At 66.8% G+C, this 21,598-nt stretch carries 24 protein-coding genes; 14 read left to right on the top strand and 10 right to left on the bottom strand.

Features of this window, described 5'->3' with window-relative positions; all coding sequences use genetic code 11:
* Positions 1–57: 57 nt before the first annotated feature.
* Both K5K93_RS01910 and K5K93_RS01905 read right to left on the bottom strand, forming a co-directional pair.
* Positions 58–405, bottom strand: a complete 348-nt coding sequence (locus K5K93_RS01910) for a hypothetical protein (RefSeq protein ID WP_025874492.1) — start codon at positions 403–405, stop codon at positions 58–60.
* A 123-nt stretch (positions 406–528) separates the two neighbouring features.
* Positions 529–1,110: a hypothetical protein gene (locus K5K93_RS01905; protein WP_222389489.1), complete on the bottom strand. Its 582-nt coding sequence runs from the start codon at positions 1,108–1,110 to the stop codon at positions 529–531.
* 660 nt (positions 1,111–1,770) lie between these two features.
* Between K5K93_RS01905 and K5K93_RS01900 the strand changes: the two genes are divergently transcribed.
* The gene (locus K5K93_RS01900) at positions 1,771–2,511 is read left to right on the top strand and encodes a DNA/RNA non-specific endonuclease (RefSeq protein WP_222389487.1); all 741 of its coding nucleotides are present in this window, start codon (positions 1,771–1,773) and stop codon (positions 2,509–2,511) included.
* 81 nt (positions 2,512–2,592) lie between these two features.
* On the opposite strand, the gene K5K93_RS01895 is transcribed toward K5K93_RS01900, so the two are convergent.
* The 3 genes from K5K93_RS01895 to K5K93_RS01885 are packed head-to-tail and all read right to left on the bottom strand — an operon-like array spanning position 2,593 to position 3,724.
* Positions 2,593–2,823 (bottom strand): hypothetical protein, encoded by a 231-nt coding sequence (locus tag K5K93_RS01895; RefSeq protein WP_025874484.1) that lies wholly within the window; start codon positions 2,821–2,823, stop codon positions 2,593–2,595.
* Positions 2,820–3,251 carry a VOC family protein gene (locus K5K93_RS01890; RefSeq protein WP_222389484.1) on the bottom strand — a complete coding sequence of 144 codons (432 nt, stop codon included), beginning with the start codon at positions 3,249–3,251 and terminating at the stop codon, positions 2,820–2,822. The genes K5K93_RS01895 and K5K93_RS01890 overlap by 4 nt, the downstream gene beginning before the upstream one ends.
* Before the next feature lie 11 nt (positions 3,252–3,262).
* Positions 3,263–3,724 (bottom strand): helix-turn-helix transcriptional regulator, encoded by a 462-nt coding sequence (locus K5K93_RS01885; protein WP_222389482.1) that lies wholly within the window; start codon positions 3,722–3,724, stop codon positions 3,263–3,265.
* A 123-nt stretch (positions 3,725–3,847) separates the two neighbouring features.
* On the opposite strand from K5K93_RS01885, the gene K5K93_RS01880 reads away from it, so the two are divergent.
* On the top strand, positions 3,848–4,858 hold the full coding sequence (locus K5K93_RS01880; RefSeq protein ID WP_222389481.1) for a hypothetical protein: 1,011 nt from the start codon (positions 3,848–3,850) through the stop codon (positions 4,856–4,858).
* Positions 4,859–4,891: 33 nt separating this feature from the next.
* On the opposite strand, the gene K5K93_RS01875 is transcribed toward K5K93_RS01880, so the two are convergent.
* Positions 4,892–6,754: an XVIPCD domain-containing protein gene (locus tag K5K93_RS01875; protein ID WP_222389480.1), complete on the bottom strand. Its 1,863-nt coding sequence runs from the start codon at positions 6,752–6,754 to the stop codon at positions 4,892–4,894.
* A gap of 120 nt (positions 6,755–6,874) precedes the next feature.
* Here K5K93_RS01875 and K5K93_RS01870 point away from each other — a divergent pair, with 120 nt between their 5' ends.
* Entirely contained in the window at positions 6,875–9,070 is a 2,196-nt protein-coding gene (locus tag K5K93_RS01870; protein WP_222389479.1) for a hypothetical protein, read from the top strand.
* Between the two features lie 80 nt (positions 9,071–9,150).
* A complete protein-coding gene (locus tag K5K93_RS01865) occupies positions 9,151–9,636 on the top strand; it encodes a TspO/MBR family protein (protein WP_222389478.1) in 486 nt (161 codons plus the stop codon).
* On the opposite strand, the gene K5K93_RS01860 is transcribed toward K5K93_RS01865, so the two are convergent.
* From K5K93_RS01860 to K5K93_RS01845, 4 genes are all read right to left on the bottom strand, one after another.
* Complete coding sequence (locus K5K93_RS01860; RefSeq protein ID WP_093818395.1) at positions 9,633–9,944, bottom strand: hypothetical protein; 312 nt, start codon at positions 9,942–9,944, stop codon at positions 9,633–9,635. The genes K5K93_RS01865 and K5K93_RS01860 overlap by 4 nt on opposite strands.
* 71 nt (positions 9,945–10,015) lie before the next feature.
* Positions 10,016–10,699 carry an NAD(P)H-binding protein gene (locus K5K93_RS01855; RefSeq protein ID WP_222389477.1) on the bottom strand — a complete coding sequence of 228 codons (684 nt, stop codon included), beginning with the start codon at positions 10,697–10,699 and terminating at the stop codon, positions 10,016–10,018.
* Between the two features lie 19 nt (positions 10,700–10,718).
* Positions 10,719–11,393 carry a ChrR family anti-sigma-E factor gene (locus K5K93_RS01850; protein WP_222389476.1) on the bottom strand — a complete coding sequence of 225 codons (675 nt, stop codon included), beginning with the start codon at positions 11,391–11,393 and terminating at the stop codon, positions 10,719–10,721.
* A complete protein-coding gene (locus K5K93_RS01845; RefSeq protein WP_025874474.1) occupies positions 11,390–12,013 on the bottom strand; it encodes a sigma-70 family RNA polymerase sigma factor in 624 nt (207 codons plus the stop codon). Before K5K93_RS01845 ends, K5K93_RS01850 begins: the two co-directional genes overlap by 4 nt.
* Positions 12,014–12,157: 144 nt before the next feature.
* Between K5K93_RS01845 and K5K93_RS01840 the strand changes: the two genes are divergently transcribed.
* The 10 genes from K5K93_RS01840 (at position 12,158) to K5K93_RS01795 (ending at position 21,587) form a co-directional block, all read left to right on the top strand.
* Positions 12,158–12,925 carry a hypothetical protein gene (locus tag K5K93_RS01840; RefSeq protein WP_222389474.1) on the top strand — a complete coding sequence of 256 codons (768 nt, stop codon included), beginning with the start codon at positions 12,158–12,160 and terminating at the stop codon, positions 12,923–12,925.
* Between the two features lie 84 nt (positions 12,926–13,009).
* Positions 13,010–13,966 (top strand): acyl-CoA desaturase, encoded by a 957-nt coding sequence (locus tag K5K93_RS01835; RefSeq protein ID WP_222389471.1) that lies wholly within the window; start codon positions 13,010–13,012, stop codon positions 13,964–13,966.
* Position 13,967: 1 nt separating this feature from the next.
* Positions 13,968–15,245, top strand: coding sequence for an FAD-dependent oxidoreductase (locus tag K5K93_RS01830; protein WP_222389469.1), 1,278 nt, complete (start codon positions 13,968–13,970; stop codon positions 15,243–15,245).
* A complete protein-coding gene (locus K5K93_RS01825; RefSeq protein WP_222389466.1) occupies positions 15,242–16,009 on the top strand; it encodes a DUF1365 domain-containing protein in 768 nt (255 codons plus the stop codon). Before K5K93_RS01830 ends, K5K93_RS01825 begins: the two co-directional genes overlap by 4 nt.
* Positions 16,006–17,271: a cyclopropane-fatty-acyl-phospholipid synthase family protein gene (locus tag K5K93_RS01820; protein WP_222389464.1), complete on the top strand. Its 1,266-nt coding sequence runs from the start codon at positions 16,006–16,008 to the stop codon at positions 17,269–17,271. Before K5K93_RS01825 ends, K5K93_RS01820 begins: the two co-directional genes overlap by 4 nt.
* A 1-nt stretch (position 17,272) precedes the next feature.
* The gene (locus K5K93_RS01815; protein ID WP_222389462.1) at positions 17,273–17,815 is read left to right on the top strand and encodes a DUF2878 domain-containing protein; all 543 of its coding nucleotides are present in this window, start codon (positions 17,273–17,275) and stop codon (positions 17,813–17,815) included.
* Positions 17,815–18,591 carry a DUF1295 domain-containing protein gene (locus K5K93_RS01810; RefSeq protein ID WP_222389459.1) on the top strand — a complete coding sequence of 259 codons (777 nt, stop codon included), beginning with the start codon at positions 17,815–17,817 and terminating at the stop codon, positions 18,589–18,591. The genes K5K93_RS01815 and K5K93_RS01810 overlap by 1 nt, the downstream gene beginning before the upstream one ends.
* Before the next feature lie 5 nt (positions 18,592–18,596).
* Entirely contained in the window at positions 18,597–19,673 is a 1,077-nt protein-coding gene (locus tag K5K93_RS01805; protein WP_222389457.1) for a class I SAM-dependent methyltransferase, read from the top strand.
* A gap of 14 nt (positions 19,674–19,687) precedes the next feature.
* A complete protein-coding gene (locus tag K5K93_RS01800; protein WP_093818405.1) occupies positions 19,688–20,221 on the top strand; it encodes a lipocalin family protein in 534 nt (177 codons plus the stop codon).
* Between the two features lie 217 nt (positions 20,222–20,438).
* The gene (locus tag K5K93_RS01795) at positions 20,439–21,587 is read left to right on the top strand and encodes an SPFH domain-containing protein (protein ID WP_222389454.1); all 1,149 of its coding nucleotides are present in this window, start codon (positions 20,439–20,441) and stop codon (positions 21,585–21,587) included.
* Positions 21,588–21,598 lie beyond the last annotated feature (11 nt).

The following is a 21,598-nucleotide window of genomic DNA, read 5'->3' as shown; positions in this document are numbered from 1 at the left end:
GCCGCCGGGCGTGGCCGGCCTGCAGCCGGCCGGTTGCCGTGTATCGGCCATCGCTGCTCAGAGGCTGGCGTTGACCATGGCGCCTGCCGGTTGCTGTGGCATCGGCATGGAATGCCCGTTGCGCGGTGCAATGCGTTCGTGGGTGGCGGCCAGGACCTGGTTCACCCGATGGAGCGTGCCACGGCCACCGGGCTCGATACCGATGATGTAGACGAAGCGGCCGTCACAGCGCGACTGCGCCGATTCAAGCCCCTCGGTTTCAGAAATCACGCGCTTCAGTGCCTTCTCCCAGGCCCTGCCGGGGGGCGATGCCAGTTCCACCACCACTGCGGTTTCCCCGCAGTCCAGCGGCATCACTTCCACGCGCAGAATGCGCGGCGCCCGGTTGGTCTCGGTGCTACCCATTTCCAGTCCTCCTCGGCCAATGACGGCGGAAGTATCCACGTCCGGCGCCAAGGCGCCGTCAAGAATGGATGGCCGTTGCGTGCAGGTCGATCCCTGCCTGCTTCCCCGCGTGAGCCGTTGATCTCAAGGCCTGGCCGGATGCTGGTTACTTCCTTCAACTCTCGGCGGCGCCGCCGCGGGAGCACTGACAAATTCATAGCGTGAGAGCAACCAGGCATGATCGGCTGCCAAGGCAGCTCGCGCCCGTGCCTCCTGATCGACGACGCTGACCAGATTGCCGGTTGTCCGCAACAGTGTTTCGTTGTCCAGGTGGAAGGGTGAAACGTCGCCGACGTAGATGTCACCGATGTAATTGAGCTTGCCTGCCTCGATATTGAAGCTGACCGCCTGGGGCTCGGCAATGGCGACGCCCTGCTGCCCGATGCCAACCCAGCCTATGTAGTAGCGGCCAGCCTTGACGGGGCGGGTCTTCAGGCCCTTTGCGCAGGTGGCTACGGAATCGAACCTGTACGGACCCCAGAAGCCGGTCGACGCGTTTCCGGACAGGTAGAGCTGCACGAAGTTGATCCGATCTGCGCAGGTGACCGAAGTGACCAGGATGCCTTCGTCCGGCTTGAGTTTCTTCGATTCCTTGATGTTTTCCACGCCCGCGCTCGCTGCTGTCGACAGCATCAACAGCGCTACCATTGCAATCGTTCGCTTCATCTGTCCGGTTCCATTGAAATGCCGGGCGACATGCAGGTTCTACCGCATCTGCAGAGGCGCCGCGAGGTAGGCGTTGCATTTCTCGCCGCAGGTTCTCAGCTCTTCTTCAAGCGCGTCGGTGGACGGTGCGCCCGGCGCAGGAACGGCCAACTGGCGTTGGAAGGGATATCGCGCAAGCAGCTGTTCGTGAGCAGCGCGCAGAGTGTTGCGGCCGCGATGGAAGTCCATTTCATCTGCGTATGCCCTTTTTACGGCGAGCATAGCGCCAGCGCGGCGCGGCCGCTACGGGCATCGGGTTGCCCGGCCGTGATGCGTCACGTCAATCGTCGGCACGCGCCCTGCGGACAGCTATCCACCGGGCAAGGGCCACGCCGCTAACAGGTCATTCTTTCATGCATGGGCACCTTGATCTGACAGGAGCCCAGTGCTTGCGCGCAGTCACACCTTCGCACTTTGGTCGTTGACCTGTTGACGACAAAAAAAGACGCTAACGACACCGCGAAAGCTTTCCTGACGCCAGTGCGCGGTCGAGATCCCAGGCAATACCGGCTACGGCCGGATCGCATCCCCGACACCTGTCACCGCATCGTCCTGCACACGGAAAAGCCTCGCCTGCCGTGGTGGACGGCTGCGCCCTGCCCCTATCCATGGAGATCCGCAATGCGCCTTGCCACGTTCTTCCTTGCCCTTGTTTTCAGCACTTTTGCCGGGGCCGCACATGCCCAGGTCGTGACCCTCAACAAGGGTGGGTTCGTATTGACCTATGACTGCAGCATCCACAGCGCGACCCGTTACGAATACACGCTGGTGGCGGACACCGGCTCGGCGGCCCGCCCGTCCAGCTTCTACAAGGACCCGGACCTGCCGGCAGGCTGCCTCGGCCAGACCAGCACCGCCTCCTATGCCAGCGTGCAGTCCGGCTATGACCGGGGACATCTGGTGACGTCCAATCACATGGACTACGAGGCCACTTACATCCGCCGCGCCAACTACATGACCAACATCGTGCCGCAGGTGTCCAGCTTCAACCAGGGCATCTGGGTGAAGGCCGAGAACGTGGCCGAGTGCTACCGGGACATCGCCCCGGTCGACGTCTATGGCGGCGTGGTCTATGGCGATGCGTCCAATGACCATTTCCTGGCCAGCCATGGCATTCCGACCCCGGAATTCTTCTGGAAGACGATCATCACCAAGGATCCAAACACCGGCACCGCCAAGGCCATCAGCTGGATCGTTCCCAATGAAGCGGGTCTGGGCAGTCTGGACAGTTATCTGGTCACCATCGCGGATCTGGAAGAGCTGCTGGGTGCCAGCTACGTGGCGATCAACGCGCCGGCGTCGCTGAAGAACATGCTGCCCAGTGCCAGCTGGCCGCTGCCGAGCGGATGCGATCTGAGCTGAGCGCCGGATGGCCCGGCAGAGTCTTCTCCGCCGGGCCTGCGCTGCGTGAGGACCCTGCCTGATCTGCCTCCGCGCCCCGCCTCAGGGTGCGACGCCGGCGCGAGCGGCATCCGGCCTGCGGCGGTAATGCAACGCAAACAGATACAACCCGGTGAACAGCTGCAGGAACAACGGCGGCAGCGGCGAGTAGGTCAGCCAGGCCGGTGGTTCGCCCTGCCCCATCCAGCGCGCCACGAAGTTGGCGATCACTGTCAGGGTGAAGACGATAGACGTCCAGCGGTGCACGGGACGCGCCCAGCTGCCGGCCCTCACTGCGGCGCCCTCTCGGCAGTCTTCGCAGGGCGCTCGATCATCTTCCAGCCATTGCCGGACGGATCACGGAATCCGGCATCCACTGCACCATAGCGCTCCACCGGCTCCTGGGTGAATTCCACCCCACGTGCCAGCAGCTGCTCGTAGCTGGCGCGGCAATCGTCCACCGCCAGCACCAGCGGCGGCATCGCACCCTTGGCCACCATCTGCTGCAGGGTCAGCGCAGTGGCCGCATCGTGTACCGGCGGCCCCGGTTTGAACAGGCCGAGCTGGAAACCGCCCTCGCCGCCCGAATGCACCGTGAGCCAGCGATGGTCGCCGTTGCCGACATCGGTATGCACCTGGAAGCCGAGTGCGTTGACGTAGAAATCCAGTGCCGCATCCTGGTCGTGCACATACAGGCCGACCACATTCACCATGCCAGTCATAGCATCCTCCCTCAGGTGGGATCTACGCTAACAAGGCCGGTGCGGCGGCGCTTCTCCAAAACTGCGATCTTCAGGTCCGGGCGCCGTGCGGCACGCGCATGGCACTCCGGCACCGCACCCTGCGCCGGGGCATCGGTCCGCTCGCGGTCGCGGAGGGCACCGGGGCTGTCGCCGGTGATGTCACGAAAGATGCGGCCAAAGGTGCCCAGGCTGGTCCAGCCGGTCTGCAGTGCGATCTCGGTGATCGGCAGGTCGGTATCGCGCAGCAGGGCGACAGCGCGCTCGATGCGGCGGCTGAGCAGATAGCGGTGCGGCGGCACCCCGAAGGCGTCCTTGAAGGAGCGCGCGAAATGGGCCGCGGAAACCGCACTGATCCCGGCCAGCCGCGCCACTGGCCAGTCTTCATGGCTGGCCCGGTCCATGTGGTCTTTTGCACGCAGCAGGCGGCGCAGCAGTTCCGGGCTCTGGGTCATGCGCCCAGCGTAGCGCAGAAGGCGGCCTCACTTCCGGTGGGTAGCGGGCGGTGGGATACTGCGCAATGCCGCAGCGGGCCTGAAGCCGCTCCCGGCCCCGCCCAAACTTCAAGGATGATCCCGATGCGCAGGATGCACTTCGCCGGCACGCTGTTGAGCCTGGCATGCCTAACCATTTCGTCCGCTTGGGCCTCGGAAGATCCCGATTCACTCGCCCTGTGCGATCAGGTGGCGCCACTGATGGACGCCGACGACTTCAAGGCGCTCGATGCCATGGCCGATCGCTTCCGTAAGGGCCAGCGCAATGCCAGCGGCTATTCCAACCTCAGCCGTTTCTACATCTGCATATCGCGGCGCATCGGCACCGCGCCTCAGGATGTACGGCAGTGGAATGACTGGACCGCCTGGGCCGCACGCTGGATCCGGCAGTCACCGGGCTCCCTGTCGGCCCATCTGGTCGCCGCGCGCGTGCCGCTCAATCTGGCCTGGAGCTTCCGAGGCGATGGCTATGCCCACGAGGTGTCGGCGCAGGGCTGGCAGCAGTTCAGCGAGTACAACGCGGTAGCGGCCGCCTATATGCAGGAGCACAAGGCGATCGCCAAGCGCGACCCCTACTGGTATGAAATGTCCCTCCTGATCGCGTTGCGGCAGGGGGTGGATGAAGCAGCCTTCATGGCGCTGGTCGACGAAGGCAGCAGGCGCTTTCCCGACCATGACCCGCTGTATCTGATCGCGATGCAGCGCTTCACCCCGCACTGGCAGGGCGATGCACAGCAGATGGAAGCTTTCGCACGGCATGCTCTGGCACGAACCTCCAAGCGCCGCCGCGCCAGCCTGTATGCGCGCCTGTACGCATCGGTCAGCGAAGGCGTGCCGGGACAGCAGCTGTTCCAGAACTCGGCGGTCGACTGGCCGCTGATGCGGCAGGGATGGGAAGACATCCTCGCCGAGTACCCGACTGCATGGAACCTGGAGACCGCCGCCCGCCATGCCTGCCTCAGCAGTGACGTGCCCGCTGCGAAGGCGTGGCAGCGCCGGTTGCTGGCCGGACAGGGCATCGGCGAACCTTATCTGAGCATGGTGGTCGATTCGGCCGAGCGCCAGTGCCTGCCGGAGGGCTCCTTCGCACGATGATGGCGCCGGGCGGGTAGCAGGCCCGGGCGCGCGTCAGCGCGCCATGGTCCGTGCGGCCTGCTCCTGTGCGGCCTGCTCCTGTACGACCTGCTCCTGTTGCCGGGCATCCTGCCGTGCGGCGCCGGTGCGCTCGGGTGCATCCTGCAGCTGACGCACCTGGTCCTCGACCGGCGTAGCCACTGCCTGCGCAGTATCGGTGCGGGCGATCTGACGATCGGCGGCGTGCGGCTGGCCCTGCACCGCGAACGCGTACCTGCCGTCGTCACTGAGCACGGCCTCGTCGATCCGCTGCATGCCCTTGCCCTTGGCCGCGACCAGCAGGGCCATGCCCAGCCGTTCGCTCATCTCATCACCCTGGCGCCCCATCGCCTGGTCGAGGCTGCTCACCGCGCCTTGGCTCTGCAGCCACATGCCGTGGTCCGGGCTGGCGGTGTGCCGTGGGTCCTGCCGGGGCAGCAGCGGTGAGGGCGGCGCGAGCGACTGCAGGTGCTCGCCCTGCACGGCAGCATCGATCTTGTGCAGATCCTTGCCGCCCGCCGCAGCGATATGGAACAGACGTTCGGCCATGCCATAGGTGGATTGCCCCTGGTTGCGCGCCAGCCCCAGGGCGAAGGCGTCCACATCCTGCTGCGGCCTGCCGTTGCCGTCCTCTGCAAGCACCTGCCACGATGGCCCCAGCATCGGGTTGTCCCCGACCATCGACTGGGTACGCTCCATCAGCGTGCGCATCTGGGCCTCGCTGAAGCTCAGGGTAGTGAGCTCACCGGCCTTCACCGGTCCGCGATCACCGCTGGGGTCGCCGGACAGTGCCGCGTTGACCATTCCGGCAATCTGCTCACCCTGCGCATGGCCGCGCAGGTCGAAGGTGAATTCATAGCGGCGCTGCGCTCTGTCTTCCTGGCCGTCGGCGCCGTAGGCGCTGACCCGGGTTGCCGGCAGGTTGCCGTTGTACTGCACGCTGCGTAGTTCGGTGCGGCTGCCGTCCTCGCGACTGACCTGCACCACGTCGCCGCTGTTGCGTGCACCCGCCAGGTCCAGGCCGAACGTGTCGCCATAGCCGACCTTCAGCCGCGTCTGCGAACTCACGCCCAGCCGCTCGACCGTCGCCAGATCCTGCACGCCCGGGGTCTGGCCGCTCAGCGTGCCGTTGTCGATGAACTGTTCATAGGCCTGGCGGCCTTCGGCTTGATCCAGGTCGAACGTAGCAGTGCGGACGGCAGCATGGCCGAGCGCGTCCTGCCGACCGGCAATCGCGCTGAACCTGCCGGCACTGAATCCCATGCCGTTGAAGGCTTCCACCGCCTCGTTCGGCCCGGTGGAGACGCGCACCCGGCCATCATCCAGGCGATCCACGCGGTAGCTGGCACCGCTCGCCTCGGTCGTCTGGCTCTGCATGGCGATGTTGCGGAAGCTGCCTTCCAGTGCGGTGCCGGTGAACTGCTGGCCATCCAGGGTGACGCTGCCCCCCTTGGGAATGGTCTGCGGATCGAACGGGTTGATGCGGGTGGGATCGACGTGAACCGCCTCGCTGGGCAGGCTGACCCTGTAGCGCCCGCGCATGCCGGTGCTGCTGGTGTCCTGGAAGCCGGCACCTTTCGCGCTTGCCCCGACCACCGACTCCATCGTGAGCAGGTAATCCCTGCCGCCATCGGGCGTCGGGCTGCCGGCCATGTTCAGCGACGTCCCCTGGAACTGAGCTGCGAGACTGGACGCTGCGCGCTTGTGCTCGGTACCCACTTTCAACGCGCCGTCGCCCTCGTTCAACGTGACCGAGTAACCACCGGCGGCGGCCCGCACCTCGCTGTTGGCCGAGGTGTAGGTCGGATCGAACGACGCCGAGGCGGCATCGCGCGGCGCATCCTGGGTTGCGCCTTCCTTGCTGGTCCGGGCATTCATGCCGTGACCTCCTTGAACAGTGACGCGCTGATTATAGGACGCGGTGTGCGCAGCACGTTCACATCGCGCCGCAGCCGCATCTACGATAGTGATGACCATCCCATTCCACGCCGAGGGTCCATGCCCCACTCCCTCGCCCGCCCGCAGCGATGGCGCCGTCACGGCCGCAAGCTGCTGCCGTACCTGCTGGGCCTGTATCTGCTGTACCTGTTGGCAGGCAATGTTTTCCTCAATACGCCGCTGTTCGATCAGGTTACCAATCGCAAGCCGCACAAGTTCGTGATGACCACTGGCCCGGCGATCACGCTGCTGCCGGGGCATGTCATCGCCTGGAATGTGCAGATGCGCGGCCACGTCAATCACACGGTGTATGTGCTGCGCGCGGACCGCGCCAGTGCACGCTTGGCATTGCTGCCGCTGTTCCAGCGCGAGGTGCGCGTGCCGTCGCTGCACGCGACCGGGGTGGCCGCCGAGATCGCGCGCGTGGAGGAGGCCATTCCCTCACCACCGCGCGGCGATCGCGGCTGGACGTTGCGGTTCGATGGCATTCATAGCGAAACCATCCGCAGCGTCCGCGTGGGCAAGCTGCTGATCGTTGGCCAGGGCAGCGGCACGGTCGGTTTCGTGAAGCAGCTGCGTGGTGGTCCCTCGGAACTGCTCGACTCGGAGGTGGCCTTCGCTGATGCCGACGTCAGCCTGGACGGCACCCAGCTGCTCGGCGACATGCAACTGAAGACGCAGTTCTCCTACCCACGGCATTACCGCGATCAGGCACCCGGGCTGGCAAAGCTGGGGCTGCTGCATGCCGTGCTGGAGGTGCAGGCGCGCAGCCAAGGCCTGCGCCTGGATACGGACACGCAACGTCCTTCCATTGCCAGCGCCGCCGCGCCGGGGCAGCTGCAGGCCGCGATCACTCTGGACCAGGGCGCGCTTCAGCCCGGCAGCCATGCGGTCTGGCGCGTTCCCCTGCAGATGGGAGCTGGCGCCCCCGACCGCGGAACGCTGGCAGTGCAGCTGGATGCCGCCCGCGATATCCGCCTGCAGGCGCGGTTGCCGCAGCGCGAGGGCACAGGCGCTGCGCTGGACGCGGATCTGACCATCACCGGGCGGCACATTCCATTCGCCGAACCCAGCCAGATGCTGGGCCGCACCTCCGGAACGGTCAAGGGCGAATGGACCTTCACCTCGCTCAACTGGATTCCTGCACTGTTCGTGCAGAAACCCTGGTTCCAGCTGCAGGGTGGTGGCGTGCTGCGCGCCGACCTGCGCCTGCAGAACGGCGAGCTGGCCGCTGGCAGCAGCGTCGACATTCCTGCGGCGCGGGCGGTGGCCGACGTGGCCGGCGTGCACATGCAGGGAACGGCCAGCGCCCATGGCCAACTGCAGGCCGGGACGCCAACGCACGCCGTCCTGGCAGTGAAGCTTCCCACGTTCAATGCGCGTGCAGGCGGCGCCAAGGGTGCCACGCTGTTCGATGGGCGCGACCTGGCACTGACACTCACCGGTGACGGTCGCCTGCGCGAGCTGCGCAAGGGCGTGCGCGCGCAGCTGCGCTTCGATGACGCAAGCATTCCAGACCTCACCGCCTACAACCGCTACCTGGGCAACGGCCAGGTGCGGCTGCTGGGAGGCGCTGGCCAGGTGAGCGGCGACGTTGAACTGGATACCGAGGGCCGGGTTGGCAATGGCAGTGTCCGCCTGCGCAGCCAACGCGCACGCCTGCAGGTGGCCGGGCTTGGCCTGCAGGGCGACGCCCGCGTTGATGGCAGGCTGCGGCGTGGTGATTTCAGCCAGCGCCGCTTCGATCTGGGCGGTAGCGTGATCGAGCTGCGCAACGTGCAGGTAGGTGAGCAGCAGCGTTCACAGCCGTGGTGGGGCCGGGTCACCATTGCCCGCGGTGACATTGATGCGCAGTCACCGTTCCAGGTGGACGCACGCGCGGATCTTGCCATGCGCGACGCGGGCCCGCTGCTGGCGCTGTTTGCCGAGCGCAGCGATTACCCGCGCTGGGCATTGTCGCTGCTCGACTCCGGCCAGGTGGATGCGCATACCCGCCTGCGCTGGCGCGCCGGGCATCTGGTACTGGATGGACTGCAGGCGGAGAACGAGCGCCTTTCGCTGCGTGCGCGGCTGGATCTGCTGGACCAGCGCAAACGTGGCGACCTCTACCTTCGCTGGGGCCTGCTGGGTGCTGGCATCGAGCTGGATGGGCAGCGCCGCCAATGGCATCTGGCCGGTGCGCGGGAATGGTTCGACGGTCGGCCCGCGTTGCTGCCCGGTGCTGCAGCGGCCAGCGACGGTGGCACGGCGGACTGACCCGCAGGCTGCATCCAGTCGCGACGCCTTTACGTACAACGCACTACCGCAGTTGGCGATAGTGCAGGAGGAAAGACACCGTGAATGTCCGCAGGCAAGCAGTTGGCCTTCTGGGCTGGGCCATCGTCACTTTTCTGGCGGCCGCACTCGGCGCGCGTGCCTCGATCTCGGCAGCGGATTTCTACGCAAGCCTGGCGTTGCCGGCATGGGCACCGCCGGCCAGCGTGTTCGGTCCGGTGTGGACGGTGCTGTACGCATTGATGGCGCTGGCGGCCTGGCTGGTCTGGCGCCAGGGCGGATGGCGCGCGGCCACGCCTGCGCTGGCGCTCTATCTGCTGCAGCTGGCCCTCAACGTGCTGTGGAGCTGGCTGTTCTTCGGCTGGAAACAGGGGGCGTTGGCGTTCGCTGACATCGCACTGTTGCTGGCGCTGATCGTGGCCACGATCGTCGCCTTCCATCGCGTGCGTCCGGCAGCGGCATGGCTGCTGCTGCCTTACCTGGCATGGGTGACGTTCGCCTGCGCGCTCAACTACGCAGTGTGGCAGGCCAATCCGGCCGTGCTTTAGCCGGGCAATGCCTGAGGGCCTTGCGCTGCGGGCCGCCACTGGCGCAGCGCGCTGCCCCTGAAGGCCTGCTCACCGCAGCCGGTCGGGCAGCGCAGCACACGCGCGGCAGACGTGCTGACAAGCCCATCGCCCTCCTGCGCCTTGAATACGACCTCGCAGCACAGGCAGCGCGCCACCAGTGAATACAGATGGACGATGCGGCCGCTGCCGGGATCCTGCAGTGCGTTGACATCCAGCAGGTCGAAACGGCCGTTTTCAGGCGATGGGCGCGATGGGCGAAGCAGGGAAGACGATGGCTGCAGGTTCACGTCGATGCGTCACAGAAGGATGAGCGACGACTGTAGTAGGCGCGATGTGCAGCAGATGTGCACCGCGCCCATCAGGTTGCAGCAGCGCCACCCAGCCGGTTGATCTGCGCACATTCCAGCACCGGCGGCGGCTCCGGCATCGTCGCCAGCACGATCATCGCGCGGCCGATGGCTTCGTTGCTGGTCACCAGTGAGGGCAGGACGCGGCCCGCCGCCGCCATCAGGGGACCGCCAACGCGATACAGCGGCTTCAACGCCGCATGACGGGTGCCGGTCCCCGCCACCGGGCGCACCCCGGCGGGACGCAGCATGACGGTGCGCACCGCGAGCTGCGCCAACGCGGCCTCGGTCTTGCCCTTGATGCGCAGGGGCATGATCCGGCTGTGGGGATTGGCATGGGCGCCGGAGACATACAGGAACCGGCCGTCCGGATTCGCCTCGGCCCATGCTGCAGCCACGGCAAGGGTGGCATCAAGCGTCACCTTCCGATACACGTCCTCGGCGGTGCCGACCGGCGGTGCTCCGGCACAATAGAAACACGCATCGAATCCGGCCAGCTGCGGACCCACACCACGGGCATGCTGGAAATCGGCCAGCACGATCTGCTCGATACGCGCGTCAAGGGGGGCCTTGCCGCGGACCAGGGCAGCGGTGCGCGCCACCTGCGGCGAAGCGAGGCAGGCACGGGCAACACCCTGCCCGACCAGTCCGGTCGCGCCGGTCAGCAGAATCCGCAGGGGGCGTGTTCCGTACATGGGCTGACCTTGAGGAAGCCTAGAGTTTCACGAAGCGCTGGATCCGGCGGGCCAGCCAACCACTGAATACCAGCGGCGCATCCAGCGCGGAAACGCAGATGCACGGTACGCCCGGCGCCGTTACCGGCTGGTGCTCGACCTCCTCGTCCAGGTCCGCAACATCGCCGGGCGCGAACAGACCCAAGGCATCATTGTAGGAACCCCGCAGGATCTGTGTCAGTTCGCTGCGGCCATGGCTGTGCATCGGCAGGCATTTGCCCGGCGCGATCTTCAGCATGATCAGCGACGGCATCTGCTCGGCACGGATGCAATGCACTCCCGGCGCCATCCAGCGCCAGTGCAGCCGGCCCAGCGAATCGCCGAAGTACGGATGCAGCGACGTCGGCAGATGATCCGGATCCGCCTCGGGGCGTTCGCGCGGCATCGACCGCAGCGGGCCTGGCAGCTCGTCGGCCTGGACCTCGACGAGCTGCGCAAGCATCGCGTCGCGCAGGCCCGCCCGCCGCGCCTCGTCCGCCACGGGCTGGGTCTGCTCCAGCAGTGCGGCACCGATGGCCTCCGCCTCGCGCAGCCGCTGGCGGCAGTGCGGGCACTGCTCCAGATGGGTGCCGGCGACGATGCTCAACGGTGCCGGCAGAGCACCGGCGGCGTAGCTCATCAGCGTCGACTCATGCAGGTGGTGGTGCGGATTCATGGTGCACCCCCGACCTTGGACTGCAACTGCAGGAACGCTCGTCGCAGGTGTGATTTGACCGTGCCCAGCGGCATCCCCAGCGCCTGCGCGATCTCGCTGTGGCTCTTGGCCTCGAAGTAGGACATGCGAACCAGACGCGCCTGCGTGGCCGGCAGTTCATTGATGCGCTGGCGCAGGCGGGCATGATCGGCAAACTGCTCGGCGCTGCTGCGCTCGCCGACGTCGGCGGCAGCGGCGTCTTCCACGGCTTCCTGCACCTGCATCCAGCTGCGTTCGCGACGCACGCGGTCGATGTGCAGGTTGCGGCCGATGCGATACAACCAGGTGCTCAGCGCACCTTGGGCAGGATCGAACTCGGCCGCGCGCAGCCACAGGCGCAGCAGGCATTCCTGGGCCAGCTCTTCGGCCACCGCAGCGGGTGCCCCAAGGCCACGCAGATAAATGCACAGGCGCGGCATGAAATGGTCGTAGATGCGCATGAAGCAGTCACGATCGCGCAGCCGGGCGACGCCATCCATCTCGCCGTTCCAGTTCGTTGGCTCGTTGCTGGGCTGCTGTGAACTGGACACGATCCGCGCGGTGTCGAAGGGATGGGAGGGACTGGCGGGAGGACGGTACATCGGCGGGGGCTGCCGTTGGGTGAAGAGGAGTCCTTCCCTCTACGCACGGTGGCGCCTGTTGGATGCACCCGGGATGGGTGCCAACGTGCATCCAGCCGGCGCCGTCGCGCGTACAGGCCCGCAAGCCTCCCATGGATCGCCCCGATGCGTCTTGCCTGGTTGCTGCTCTGCATGCCCTGCGCCGCTTCGGCCGCCCCTCTTCTGCGTTCGGAGGGCGTGGCCACCCTGGCCAACGGAGTCATTGCCTACCGCGAAGTGCATTGGCAGCGCGGCGCCGGCGATGGCAGCGAACGCTGGGTGGAATACCTTTGCCCTGAGGGCCAACCTTTCGCCCGCAAGCAGATGCCCGCCGCCACCCGGCCGCAGGTGCGGGGCTATGTGCTGCAGGATGCCCGCAGCGGTCAAGCGGCCGATGTGAGGGTCGACCCCGGCGTGGTCCGGGTCGACTGGAAGGAGGACATATCCACGCCTTCCCGGACCAGGCAGCTGCCGCTGCCCCCGGATGCCGTGATCGACGCCGGCTTCGATGCCGCCGTGCGGGCCCACTGGCGGACGCTGCAGGGGGGAGCGCCGGTCAGCCTGCCTTTTCTGGTGCCCGGCCGGCAACGCTTCTACCCCGTGCAGGTGCAGTACCAGGGCCCGGTGCGCTGGCGGGGGCTTTCCGCCCATGCGGTGAATGTCCGCCTTGATACCTGGTTCGGCGCGGTGGCCCCACGTCTGTCGCTGGTCTACGCCGATGCCGATCGCCGCCTGCTGGAGTTCCGTGGTACCAGCAACCTGCGCGATGGACGTGGCGATTATCCGCAGGTGACCGTGCGCTTCGCCGCGCCCGCAACCGAGCAGCCGGAGCAGCGTTGGCGCACTGAGCTGCAGCGACCGCTGGTAGCCAGCTGCGGTGTTACGACCAGGTGAACATGCGGTCTGTTGCAATCCACTGCATCCAACCCGCACTGCAACGCGTATAGGTAGGCAATCGACTCCCTCGGGCTTCCGTCCATGGCATCCGCAGCGCCTCCACTCCGCAGACGTTCGCGCCTGTTGCGCACCTTCCAGCGCTGGTTCGACACCGATGCCGGAAGCGAAGCGGCGATCGACGGCAGCCAGGGTGATCGCATCGACTGGCTGCGGGCCCTGCCCTTCGCGCTGCTGCACGTGGCCTGCCTCGGGGTGATCTGGGTGGGCGTGTCCTGGACAGCGGTTGCCGTCGCCGTGTTCCTGTACGCGATCAGGATGTTCGCCATCACCGCGTTCTATCACCGCTACTTCTCGCACCGGACGTTCGAGGCATCGCGCACCGTGCAGTTCGTGTTCGCGGTCATCGGCGCCGCCAGCGTGCAGCGTGGCCCGCTCTGGTGGGCAGCGCACCACCGCCACCACCACCGCCACGCCGATCAACCGCAGGACCCGCATTCCCCGCGCCAGGGCGGGTTCTGGCGCAGCCATATGGGTTGGTTCCTCACCCGTAGCGCCTTTGCCACCGATCTGCAGCGCGTTCCCGATCTGGCCCGCTACCCCGAGCTGCGCTGGCTGGACCGGTTCGACACCGTGGTTCCGGTGTTGCTGGCTGCTGCGCTGTATGGTGTGGGTGCGGTGCTCGAGCGTGTGGCACCGGGCCTGCATACCTCCGGCCCGCAGCTGCTGGTCTGGGGCTTCTTCATCTCCACCGTGGTGCTGTTCCACGCCACGGTCACCATCAATTCGCTGGCGCACCGTTTCGGCCGGCGCCGCTTCGAGACCCGCGATGACAGCCGCAACAACCTCTGGCTGGCGCTGCTGACCTTCGGCGAAGGCTGGCACAACAACCATCACTTCTTCCCCGGCACCGCCCGCCAGGGCTTCCGCTGGTGGGAGATCGACATCAGCTGGTATGGCCTGCGCGCAATGGCTGCGCTGGGCTTGGTGAAGGGCCTCAAGCCGATCCCGGCCTGGGTACTGGCCAGGGCGAGGCACTGACATGCGTATCGCGGTCATCGGTTCCGGCATCGCAGGTCTGGCCAGCGCGTGGTGGCTGGACGGCGAGCATGACGTCACCCTGTTCGAGGCCAACGACTACCTGGGCGGCCACACCCACACCCACGAGGTGACGGTGGACGGCCGCACGATGGCGGTCGACACCGGGTTCATCGTCTTCAATCCGCACCATTACCCGCTGCTGTCGGCGTTGTTCGACGAGCTTGGCGTGGCCTCGCAGCCCACCACGATGAGTTTCTCGATGCACAGCGAGCGCAGCGGCGTGGAGTACAACGCCACATCGCTCGATGGCCTGTTCTGCCAGCGCCGCAACCTGCTTTCACCGCGGTTCTGGGGAATGCTGGCCGACCTGCGGCGCTTCTATCGCGACGCGCCGCTGCTGCTGGGCGAGGAACAGGGCCCCACGCTGGGCCAGTACCTGCACAGCCAGCGCTATGGCGAAGCGTTCGTGCAGGAACATCTGCTGCCGATGGCCTCGGCGCTGTGGTCCTCGCCGACCGCGCAGGTGCTGGACTTCCCGGCCCGTTACCTGGTGCAGTTCATGGCCAACCACCAGATGCTGCAGATGACCGGGCGCGCACCCTGGCGCGTGGTCAAGGGTGGCTCGGCGCGCTACGTGGACGCGCTGCGTGCGCGCTGGCGGGTGCACGAGCGGCTGGAATGCCCGGTGCATGCGGTCGAGCGCATGCCCTGGGGCGCACGCGTACACACCGCAACCGGCATTGAAGGCTTCGATGAAGTGATCCTGGCCTGCCATAGCGACCAGGCCCTTGCCCTGCTGGCCGACGCCGATCCGATCGAGCATGCGGTGCTCGGCGCGATCCGCTACCAGCCCAACGAGGCCGTACTGCACACCGACGCCTCCCTGCTGCCCGCCAACCGCAAGGCATGGGCGGCCTGGAACGCGCATGTACCGCGCGACCCCACCGCACCCTGCACGGTCAGCTACTGCATGAACCTGTTGCAGGGGCTGCCCGGTGATACGCCGCTGGTGGTGACCCTCAACCGCGGCGAGGCCATCGACCCGGCCAAGGTGCTGCGCCGACTGCACTACGCGCATCCGGTGCATGATCCGGCTGCGGTGGACGCGCAGCGGCGCTGGGCCGAACTGCAGGGCCGGCGGCATACCTGGTTTGCGGGTGCGTACTGGGGCTGGGGCTTCCATGAAGATGGAATCCGCAGTGCCCGCCGCGTTGTGGATGCACTGCAGATGCGCGACGCCGGCGCGCCGCCTCCGCTGCAGGTGGAGGTGGCGGCATGAGCGCCAGCGCCCTCTACTTCGGGCAGGTGGTGCACCGCCGGCACCATCCGCATCCGCATGCCTTCCGCTACCCCATCGCGCAACTGCTGCTGGATCTGGACGAGTTGGACCAGGTCTTCGCCGGGCGCTGGCTGTGGTCGTTCGGGCGCCGCAACCTGGCAGAGTTCCGCCGCAGTGACTATCTCGGCGATCCCAAGACATCACTTGCAGACGCCGTGCGTGACCACGCCGCGACCGTGCTGGGGCGGCGCCCGGACGGTCCGGTGCGGCTGCTGGCCCACCTGCGCTTCGGTGGCCACGTGTTCAATCCGGTCAGCTTCTATTACTGCTATCGGGCCGATGGCAGCACCCTGGACTGCATCGTCGCCGACATCACCAACACACCGTGGAAGGAACGGCATGCCTATGTGCTGCCTGTTGAGCGCGCCCAGCCCCAGGGGCGCGCCCTGCGCTGGCAGTTCGACAAAGCGTTCCATGTTTCCCCCTTCTTGCCGATGGATTGCCGGTACGACTGGCGCTTCACCGCGCCCGGCGATGACCTGCGCGTTCATATGCAGGTCTGGCGCGACGGTGTCCGACAATTCGATGCCACCCAGGCCATGCAGCGACGCCCGCTTGATGGCCGCGGCCTGGCCCGGGTACTGGCGTTCTACCCGTTGATGACCGTGCAGGTGGTAGCCGCCATCCACTGGCAGGCACTGCGCCTGTGGCTGAAGCGCAATCCTGTTCATGACCACCCCGCTCTTGCCGAGAAACCGCGATGAACGAGCTGAATCCTTCCGTTGCCCTGCCCCGACCCGGCGCGGTGGACGTCTTCCTGCGGCGGAGGCTGCTGGCGGTACTGGCGCCGCTGCGCGAAGGCGGGCTGCGGGTACGCGACCCCTTGGGCGAGGTCATCCTCGGTGATCGTGCCGGCGCACTGCAGGCCACGGTGACCATCAGCGATATGGCGTTCTACCGCAAGGTGGCCGCGCAGGGCAGCGTCGGCGCAGGCGAAAGCTACATCCACGGCGATTGGCGCTGCGATGACCTGGTGGCCCTGGTGCGGCTGCTGGTACGCAACCGCGACCTGCTGGACGGCATGGAACGCGGGCCGGCGCGGATCGGTGGCTGGCTGCTGCGCGGCTGGAACCGCCTGCGGCGCAACAGCCGCGAAGGCAGTCGCCGCAACATCGCCGCCCACTACGATCTGGGCAATGACTTCTTCGCGCTGTTCCTGTCGCCGGACCTGATGTACTCCTCGGCGGTGTTCAGCGATGCCGGCGACTCGCTGGAAACCGCCTCGCGCCGCAAGCTGGACCGCATCTGCCAGCAGCTGCAGCTGCAACCCGGTGATCGCGTCGTCGAGATCGGTACCGGCTGGGGCGGGTTCGCCCTGCATGCCGCCCAGCACTACGGCTGCCATGTGACCACCACCACCATCTCCGCCGAACAGCACGCGCTTGCCGCCCAGCGTGTGGCCGAGGCGGGCCTGCAGGAGCGCGTGACCCTGCTGATGCAGGACTACCGTGATCTGCAGGGCCAGTTCGACAAGCTGGTGTCGATCGAGATGATCGAGGCCATCGGTGCCGAGTATCTGGACACCTACATGGCGACCCTGCAGCGGCTGCTGAAGCCCGATGGCGTGGCCCTGCTGCAGGCCATCACCATCGAGGACCAGCGCTACGAGCAGGCGCGTCGCAGCGTGGACTACATCAAGCGCTTCGTGTTCCCCGGCAGTTTCATTCCCTCGATCAACGCCATCCTGGCCGCCAAGACCCGGGCCTGCGACCTGCAGCTGATCGCCCAGCAGGATTTCGGCCACTCCTATGCACTCACCCTGCGCGCCTGGCGGCAGCGCTTCCTGACGCAGTTGCCGGCGGTACGTGCGCAGGGTTTCGATGACCGCTTCTGCAGGCTGTGGGAGTTCTATCTGGCCTACTGCGAGGGCGGCTTCCTCGAGCGCTCGATCGGCGTGTCCCATCTGCTGCTGGCACGGCCGGGCTACCGTCCCGAGACGGACGTCCATGGCCAACGGGCCGGCTGACATGCGCCGCACCTGGATCAACATAATCGGCAACCAGCTGGTATGGCTGTGCGCCGTTGCCGGAGCCGGCCGCGGCTGGCAATGGCCGGCCCTGCTGTCGGCCACACTCTATGTCGGCAGCCAGTTGCTTGCCTCGACGCGACCACGCCTGGAGCTGCGCCTGCTGTTGCTCGCGCTGGGGTGTGCCTGGCTGGTGGATGGCAGCGCTGCAGCCAGCGGTGCTGTGCAGTACGCCGCCGCACCGCTTGGATGGGTGCCGCCACCGTGGATTTTCGCGCTGTGGGCGGCCTTTGCGATGACGCTGACGGCCTCGATGGCGTTCCTGCAGCGGCACTGGATGCTGCCGGTGGCCCTGGGCCTGCTGGCGCCGCTGGCGTATCTGTCCGCGGCGCGGGGTTTCCAGGCCGTACATTTCACCGCCCCGGCCTGGCTGGGCGTGGCAACTCTGGCGCTGGGCTGGTGCGTGGCACTGTCGCTGCTGTGCGCCGTCGCCCGTCGCGGAACGCCCAGCAATCGTGACACCCCATTGATCGGAGCCGCCTGATGAGCATTCTGTGGTGGGTACTGCTGTACGCCGTGCTGATCATGGCCTGGGGTTGGACCTGGCAGCGCAGGCACCGCAACATCGGCGTCGTCGATGTGTTGTGGGCAAAGGGCGTGGCGGCAGGCGCGCTGCTGCTTGCATGGCTGGGCGATGGCGCGCTGCAGCCACGCATCGCACTGGCGGTACTGGGTGGCCTGTGGGGAAGTCGTCTCGCCCTGCATCTGTGGCGCCGCGTCCGCAGCGAGGAAGAAGACGGTCGCTACCGCTATCTGCGCGACCACTGGCACGGCCACCAGGGCAGGATCTTCGGCTTCTTCATGGCGCAGGCGCTGTTGGTGGTGCTGTTTGCGCTGCCGTTCACGGCCGTGGCCGGCAATCCCCACAGTGACATGCCTGGCTGGATCGCAGCGGCGGTGGTCGTGTGGCTGCTCAGCGTGGGCGGCGAAGCACTGGCCGACCGTCAGCTGGCACGCTTCCGTGCCGACCCGGCGAACAGGGGCCGGACCTGCCGCCAAGGACTGTGGCGGTACACGCGCCATCCCAATTACTTCTTCGAGTGGCTGCACTGGTTCACCTATGTACTGCTGGCAGCCGGCTCACCCTTGTGGTGGCTGGCCTGGTCCGGGCCGGTGCTGATGTACGTGTTCCTTCGCTACCTCAGTGGCGTTCCCTTCACCGAGAAACAGGCGCTGCGCAGTCGAGGCGATGACTATCGCGACTACCAGCGCAGTACCCCGATGTTCTTCCCCTGGTTTCCGCGCAGCCCCAAGGAGTGATCCCGATGAACAGCACCCCGTCCCTTGCTCCGGTTGCCGATACGGAAGCCGGCCTCACCGGTTGGGCCGAGCGTGGCTGGCTGCCCGATGCGGCGCTGCGCGCGGGCATCCGCCGCCTGTGTGCGCAACGCCTGGCCGAGGAGTCGAGCGGCAGCATGGAGGAGCAGGCGCAGCGCTTCAGCCGCCGTATCGCCGAGCTCGCTGGCAGCCCACTGGCACTGCACGTGGATGCGGCCAACCGCCAGCATTACGAGGTGCCTGCCGCCTTCTTCCAGGGCTGCCTGGGGCATCGCCTGAAGTACAGCAGCTGCTACTACCGCACCGGCCGCGAGACGCTGGACCAGGCCGAGGATGCGATGCTGGAGCTGTACGGGCAGCGCGCCGGATTGGCCGACGGCCAGGACATTCTTGAGCTGGGCTGCGGCTGGGGCTCGCTGACGCTGTGGATGGCCGAGCGCTACCCGAACGCGCGCATCACCGCGGTGTCCAACTCGCACAGCCAGCGCAGCCATATCCTGGCGCAGTGCGAGGCGCGCGGGTTCGGCAACGTCGAGGTACTCACCCGGGACGTCAACCAGCTGGACCTGCCTGCCGCTGCGTTTGATCGCTGCGTGTCGGTGGAGATGTTCGAGCATGTCCGCAACTACGACCGCCTGCTGGGCCGCATTGCCCGTTGGCTGAAGCCGGACGGTGCGCTGTTCGTGCACATTTTCGCCCATCGCACGCTGATGTATCCGTTCGAGACCGAGGGCGACGACAACTGGATGGGCCGGCACTTCTTCACCGGCGGCCTGATGCCGGCAGCGGACACGCTGCTGCACTTCCAGCGCGACCTGGTGCTGGACCAGCGCTGGCTGCTGGACGGCACGCACTACCAGCGCACGGCCAACCATTGGCTGGCCAACCAGGATGCCGCCCGTGAACAGCTGCTGCCGGTGCTGGCACAGACCTATGGCAACGAAGCAGCCGCACGCATCTGGTGGCAGCGCTGGCGCATGTTCTGGATGGCCTGTGCCGAATTGTTCGGCTACGACGACGGCCAGCAATGGTTGGTCGCCCACTACCTGTTCCGCCCGCGCTGAAGGAGACCGCCCCCATGCGTATCGCATCGCTGTTCCCGCTGCTGGCCGTTGCCCTGTTCGGCGCTGGCTGCAGCAGCCACGACACCCGCCCCATCCCGCTGCCACCAAAGGTGGACGTGCCGCGCTTCATGGGCGACTGGTACGTCATCGCCCATATCCCGTCCCGGCCCGAGCGGGAGGCCTTCGACGCGGTGGAAAGCTATGCGCTACGGCCGGATGGCCGCATCCAGACCACCTTCACCTATCGCAAGGGCAGCTTCCAGTCGCCACAGAAGTCGATGCACCCGGTAGGTCGTGTGGAAAAGCACGGAAACGGTGCGGTCTGGGGCATGCAGTTCATCTGGCCCATCCAGGCCGAGTACCTCATTGCCTGGCTGGATGAGGGCTACACCCAGACCATCGTGGCCCGCAGCAAGCGTGACTACGTGTGGTACATGGCGCGTACGCCGCAGGTGAGCGAGGCGGACTACCAGCAGGCGGTCGCCCGCATCAAGGCAATGGGCTATGACACCGGCAAGCTGCGAAAGGTGCCGCAGTCGGTGCGCTGAGCCTGCGCGAAGCGATGTTCCGCATTGGAGGGTGATCATCCGTGACCGCGTCCGCACGAACGCCGCCGCGTTCCTGCACCCCACCACTGGAAAGGGCCGGGCGACCACCAGATGAATGGGGATTGGCCCGGTCGCTAGCCGCATGTAGGCCGCCTCCTCTATAGTCAGCCGAGCACGACAGGCGTGGTGCCTGTCCGGCAACTACAGGGAGTGGGTCATGGGTCTGGTACAAGCGGTGAAGGGTGCAGTCGGCGGTGTGCTGGCCGACCAGTGGAAGGACTTCTACACCGTGCCGACCGGCCTGCCGTCCACGGCAGCCCTGTTCGCAGCGGTGCCGCAGGGCACCAATGCCGGGCGCGGTTCGAACACCGGCGGCTCCTCCAACATTATCAGCAACGGCTCGAAGATCGTCGTGCCCGAGGGCTACGGCCTGCTGCTGTTGCAGGATGGCGCGATCACAGCGTTCGTTGCCGAGCCGGGTGGCTACGAGTGGCGCTCGGATGATCTGAACTCGCAGTCGATCTTCGCCGGCGACGGCCTGGTCAGCACCTTCATCAAGCAGAGCTGGGAGCGCTTCAAGTTCGGCGGCCAGCCGGGCTCGCAGCAGGCCGCCTTCTTCGTATCGCTGAAGGAACTGCCGGACAACCGCTTCGGCACCCAGTCGGAAATCTACTGGGACGACGGTTTCCTCAACACCCAGGTCGGCGCGGTCACCCGTGGTTCGTACACGCTGAAGATCGTCGACCCGATCCTGTTCGTGAAGAACTTCGTTCCGGCCAGCTACCTGCGGCCGGGCCAGGTGTTCGACTTCACCGACCTGGACAATGCTGCTGCCAGCCAGCTGTTCAATGAAGTGGTGGGTTCGCTGGCGCCGGCGTTCAGCCTGTATACCAACGATCCGGGCAAGGGCAACCGCATCACCAGGCTGCAGCAGGATTCGCTGGGCTTTGCGCAGAGCCTGTCGGCCGCCGTCGAACAGGGCTACCACTGGAAGTCCGATCGTGGCCTGGCCATCGTCAAGACCGCCATCGTCTCGATCGAGTACGACGCCAACACCCGCGAGCTGCTGAAGACCGTGCAGCGCGCCGATGCGCTGTCCGGCTCGCGTGGCAATTCCAACCTGCAGGCCAGCGTCGCCCAGGGCATCCAGTCCGCCGGTGAGAACGGCGGTGCCGCCGGGCTTGTCGGCGTGGGCATGGCATCGGGCATGTTCGGCGCGGGCAACCTGCAGCAGCCGGCAACCCCGGCCGCCCCTGCCGCCGACGACCCGGTGGCCAAGCTGAAGAAGGCCAAGGAAATGCTCGACCTGGGCCTGATCACCCAGACCGACTACGACGCGCTGAAGGCCAAGGCGCTGGGACTGTAAGAAGACGCAGG

The organism is Stenotrophomonas sp. DR822 (genome assembly GCF_019793815.1).
Lineage (GTDB): Bacteria > Pseudomonadota > Gammaproteobacteria > Xanthomonadales > Xanthomonadaceae > Stenotrophomonas > Stenotrophomonas indicatrix.
This window is presented reverse-complemented; position numbering and strand designations above follow the sequence as displayed.

Excerpts from the sequence above, each read along its gene's own strand:
- K5K93_RS01910 (WP_025874492.1), bottom strand. The coding sequence starts at position 405 with ATGGGTAGCACCGAGACCAACCGGGCGCCGCGCATTCTGCGCGTGGAA.
- K5K93_RS01905 (WP_222389489.1), bottom strand. The coding sequence starts at position 1,110 with ATGAAGCGAACGATTGCAATGGTAGCGCTGTTGATGCTGTCGACAGCA.
- K5K93_RS01900 (WP_222389487.1), top strand. The coding sequence starts at position 1,771 with ATGCGCCTTGCCACGTTCTTCCTTGCCCTTGTTTTCAGCACTTTTGCC.
- K5K93_RS01890 (WP_222389484.1), bottom strand. The coding sequence starts at position 3,251 with ATGACTGGCATGGTGAATGTGGTCGGCCTGTATGTGCACGACCAGGAT.
- K5K93_RS01885 (WP_222389482.1), bottom strand. The coding sequence starts at position 3,724 with ATGACCCAGAGCCCGGAACTGCTGCGCCGCCTGCTGCGTGCAAAAGAC.
- K5K93_RS01880 (WP_222389481.1), top strand. The coding sequence starts at position 3,848 with ATGCGCAGGATGCACTTCGCCGGCACGCTGTTGAGCCTGGCATGCCTA.
- K5K93_RS01875 (WP_222389480.1), bottom strand. The coding sequence starts at position 6,754 with ATGAATGCCCGGACCAGCAAGGAAGGCGCAACCCAGGATGCGCCGCGC.
- K5K93_RS01870 (WP_222389479.1), top strand. The coding sequence starts at position 6,875 with ATGCCCCACTCCCTCGCCCGCCCGCAGCGATGGCGCCGTCACGGCCGC.
- K5K93_RS01855 (WP_222389477.1), bottom strand. The coding sequence starts at position 10,699 with ATGTACGGAACACGCCCCCTGCGGATTCTGCTGACCGGCGCGACCGGA.
- K5K93_RS01850 (WP_222389476.1), bottom strand. The coding sequence starts at position 11,393 with ATGAATCCGCACCACCACCTGCATGAGTCGACGCTGATGAGCTACGCC.
- K5K93_RS01845 (WP_025874474.1), bottom strand. The coding sequence starts at position 12,013 with ATGTACCGTCCTCCCGCCAGTCCCTCCCATCCCTTCGACACCGCGCGG.
- K5K93_RS01840 (WP_222389474.1), top strand. The coding sequence starts at position 12,158 with ATGCGTCTTGCCTGGTTGCTGCTCTGCATGCCCTGCGCCGCTTCGGCC.
- K5K93_RS01835 (WP_222389471.1), top strand. The coding sequence starts at position 13,010 with ATGGCATCCGCAGCGCCTCCACTCCGCAGACGTTCGCGCCTGTTGCGC.
- K5K93_RS01830 (WP_222389469.1), top strand. The coding sequence starts at position 13,968 with ATGCGTATCGCGGTCATCGGTTCCGGCATCGCAGGTCTGGCCAGCGCG.
- K5K93_RS01825 (WP_222389466.1), top strand. The coding sequence starts at position 15,242 with ATGAGCGCCAGCGCCCTCTACTTCGGGCAGGTGGTGCACCGCCGGCAC.
- K5K93_RS01820 (WP_222389464.1), top strand. The coding sequence starts at position 16,006 with ATGAACGAGCTGAATCCTTCCGTTGCCCTGCCCCGACCCGGCGCGGTG.
- K5K93_RS01815 (WP_222389462.1), top strand. The coding sequence starts at position 17,273 with ATGCGCCGCACCTGGATCAACATAATCGGCAACCAGCTGGTATGGCTG.
- K5K93_RS01810 (WP_222389459.1), top strand. The coding sequence starts at position 17,815 with ATGAGCATTCTGTGGTGGGTACTGCTGTACGCCGTGCTGATCATGGCC.
- K5K93_RS01805 (WP_222389457.1), top strand. The coding sequence starts at position 18,597 with ATGAACAGCACCCCGTCCCTTGCTCCGGTTGCCGATACGGAAGCCGGC.
- K5K93_RS01800 (WP_093818405.1), top strand. The coding sequence starts at position 19,688 with ATGCGTATCGCATCGCTGTTCCCGCTGCTGGCCGTTGCCCTGTTCGGC.
- K5K93_RS01795 (WP_222389454.1), top strand. The coding sequence starts at position 20,439 with ATGGGTCTGGTACAAGCGGTGAAGGGTGCAGTCGGCGGTGTGCTGGCC.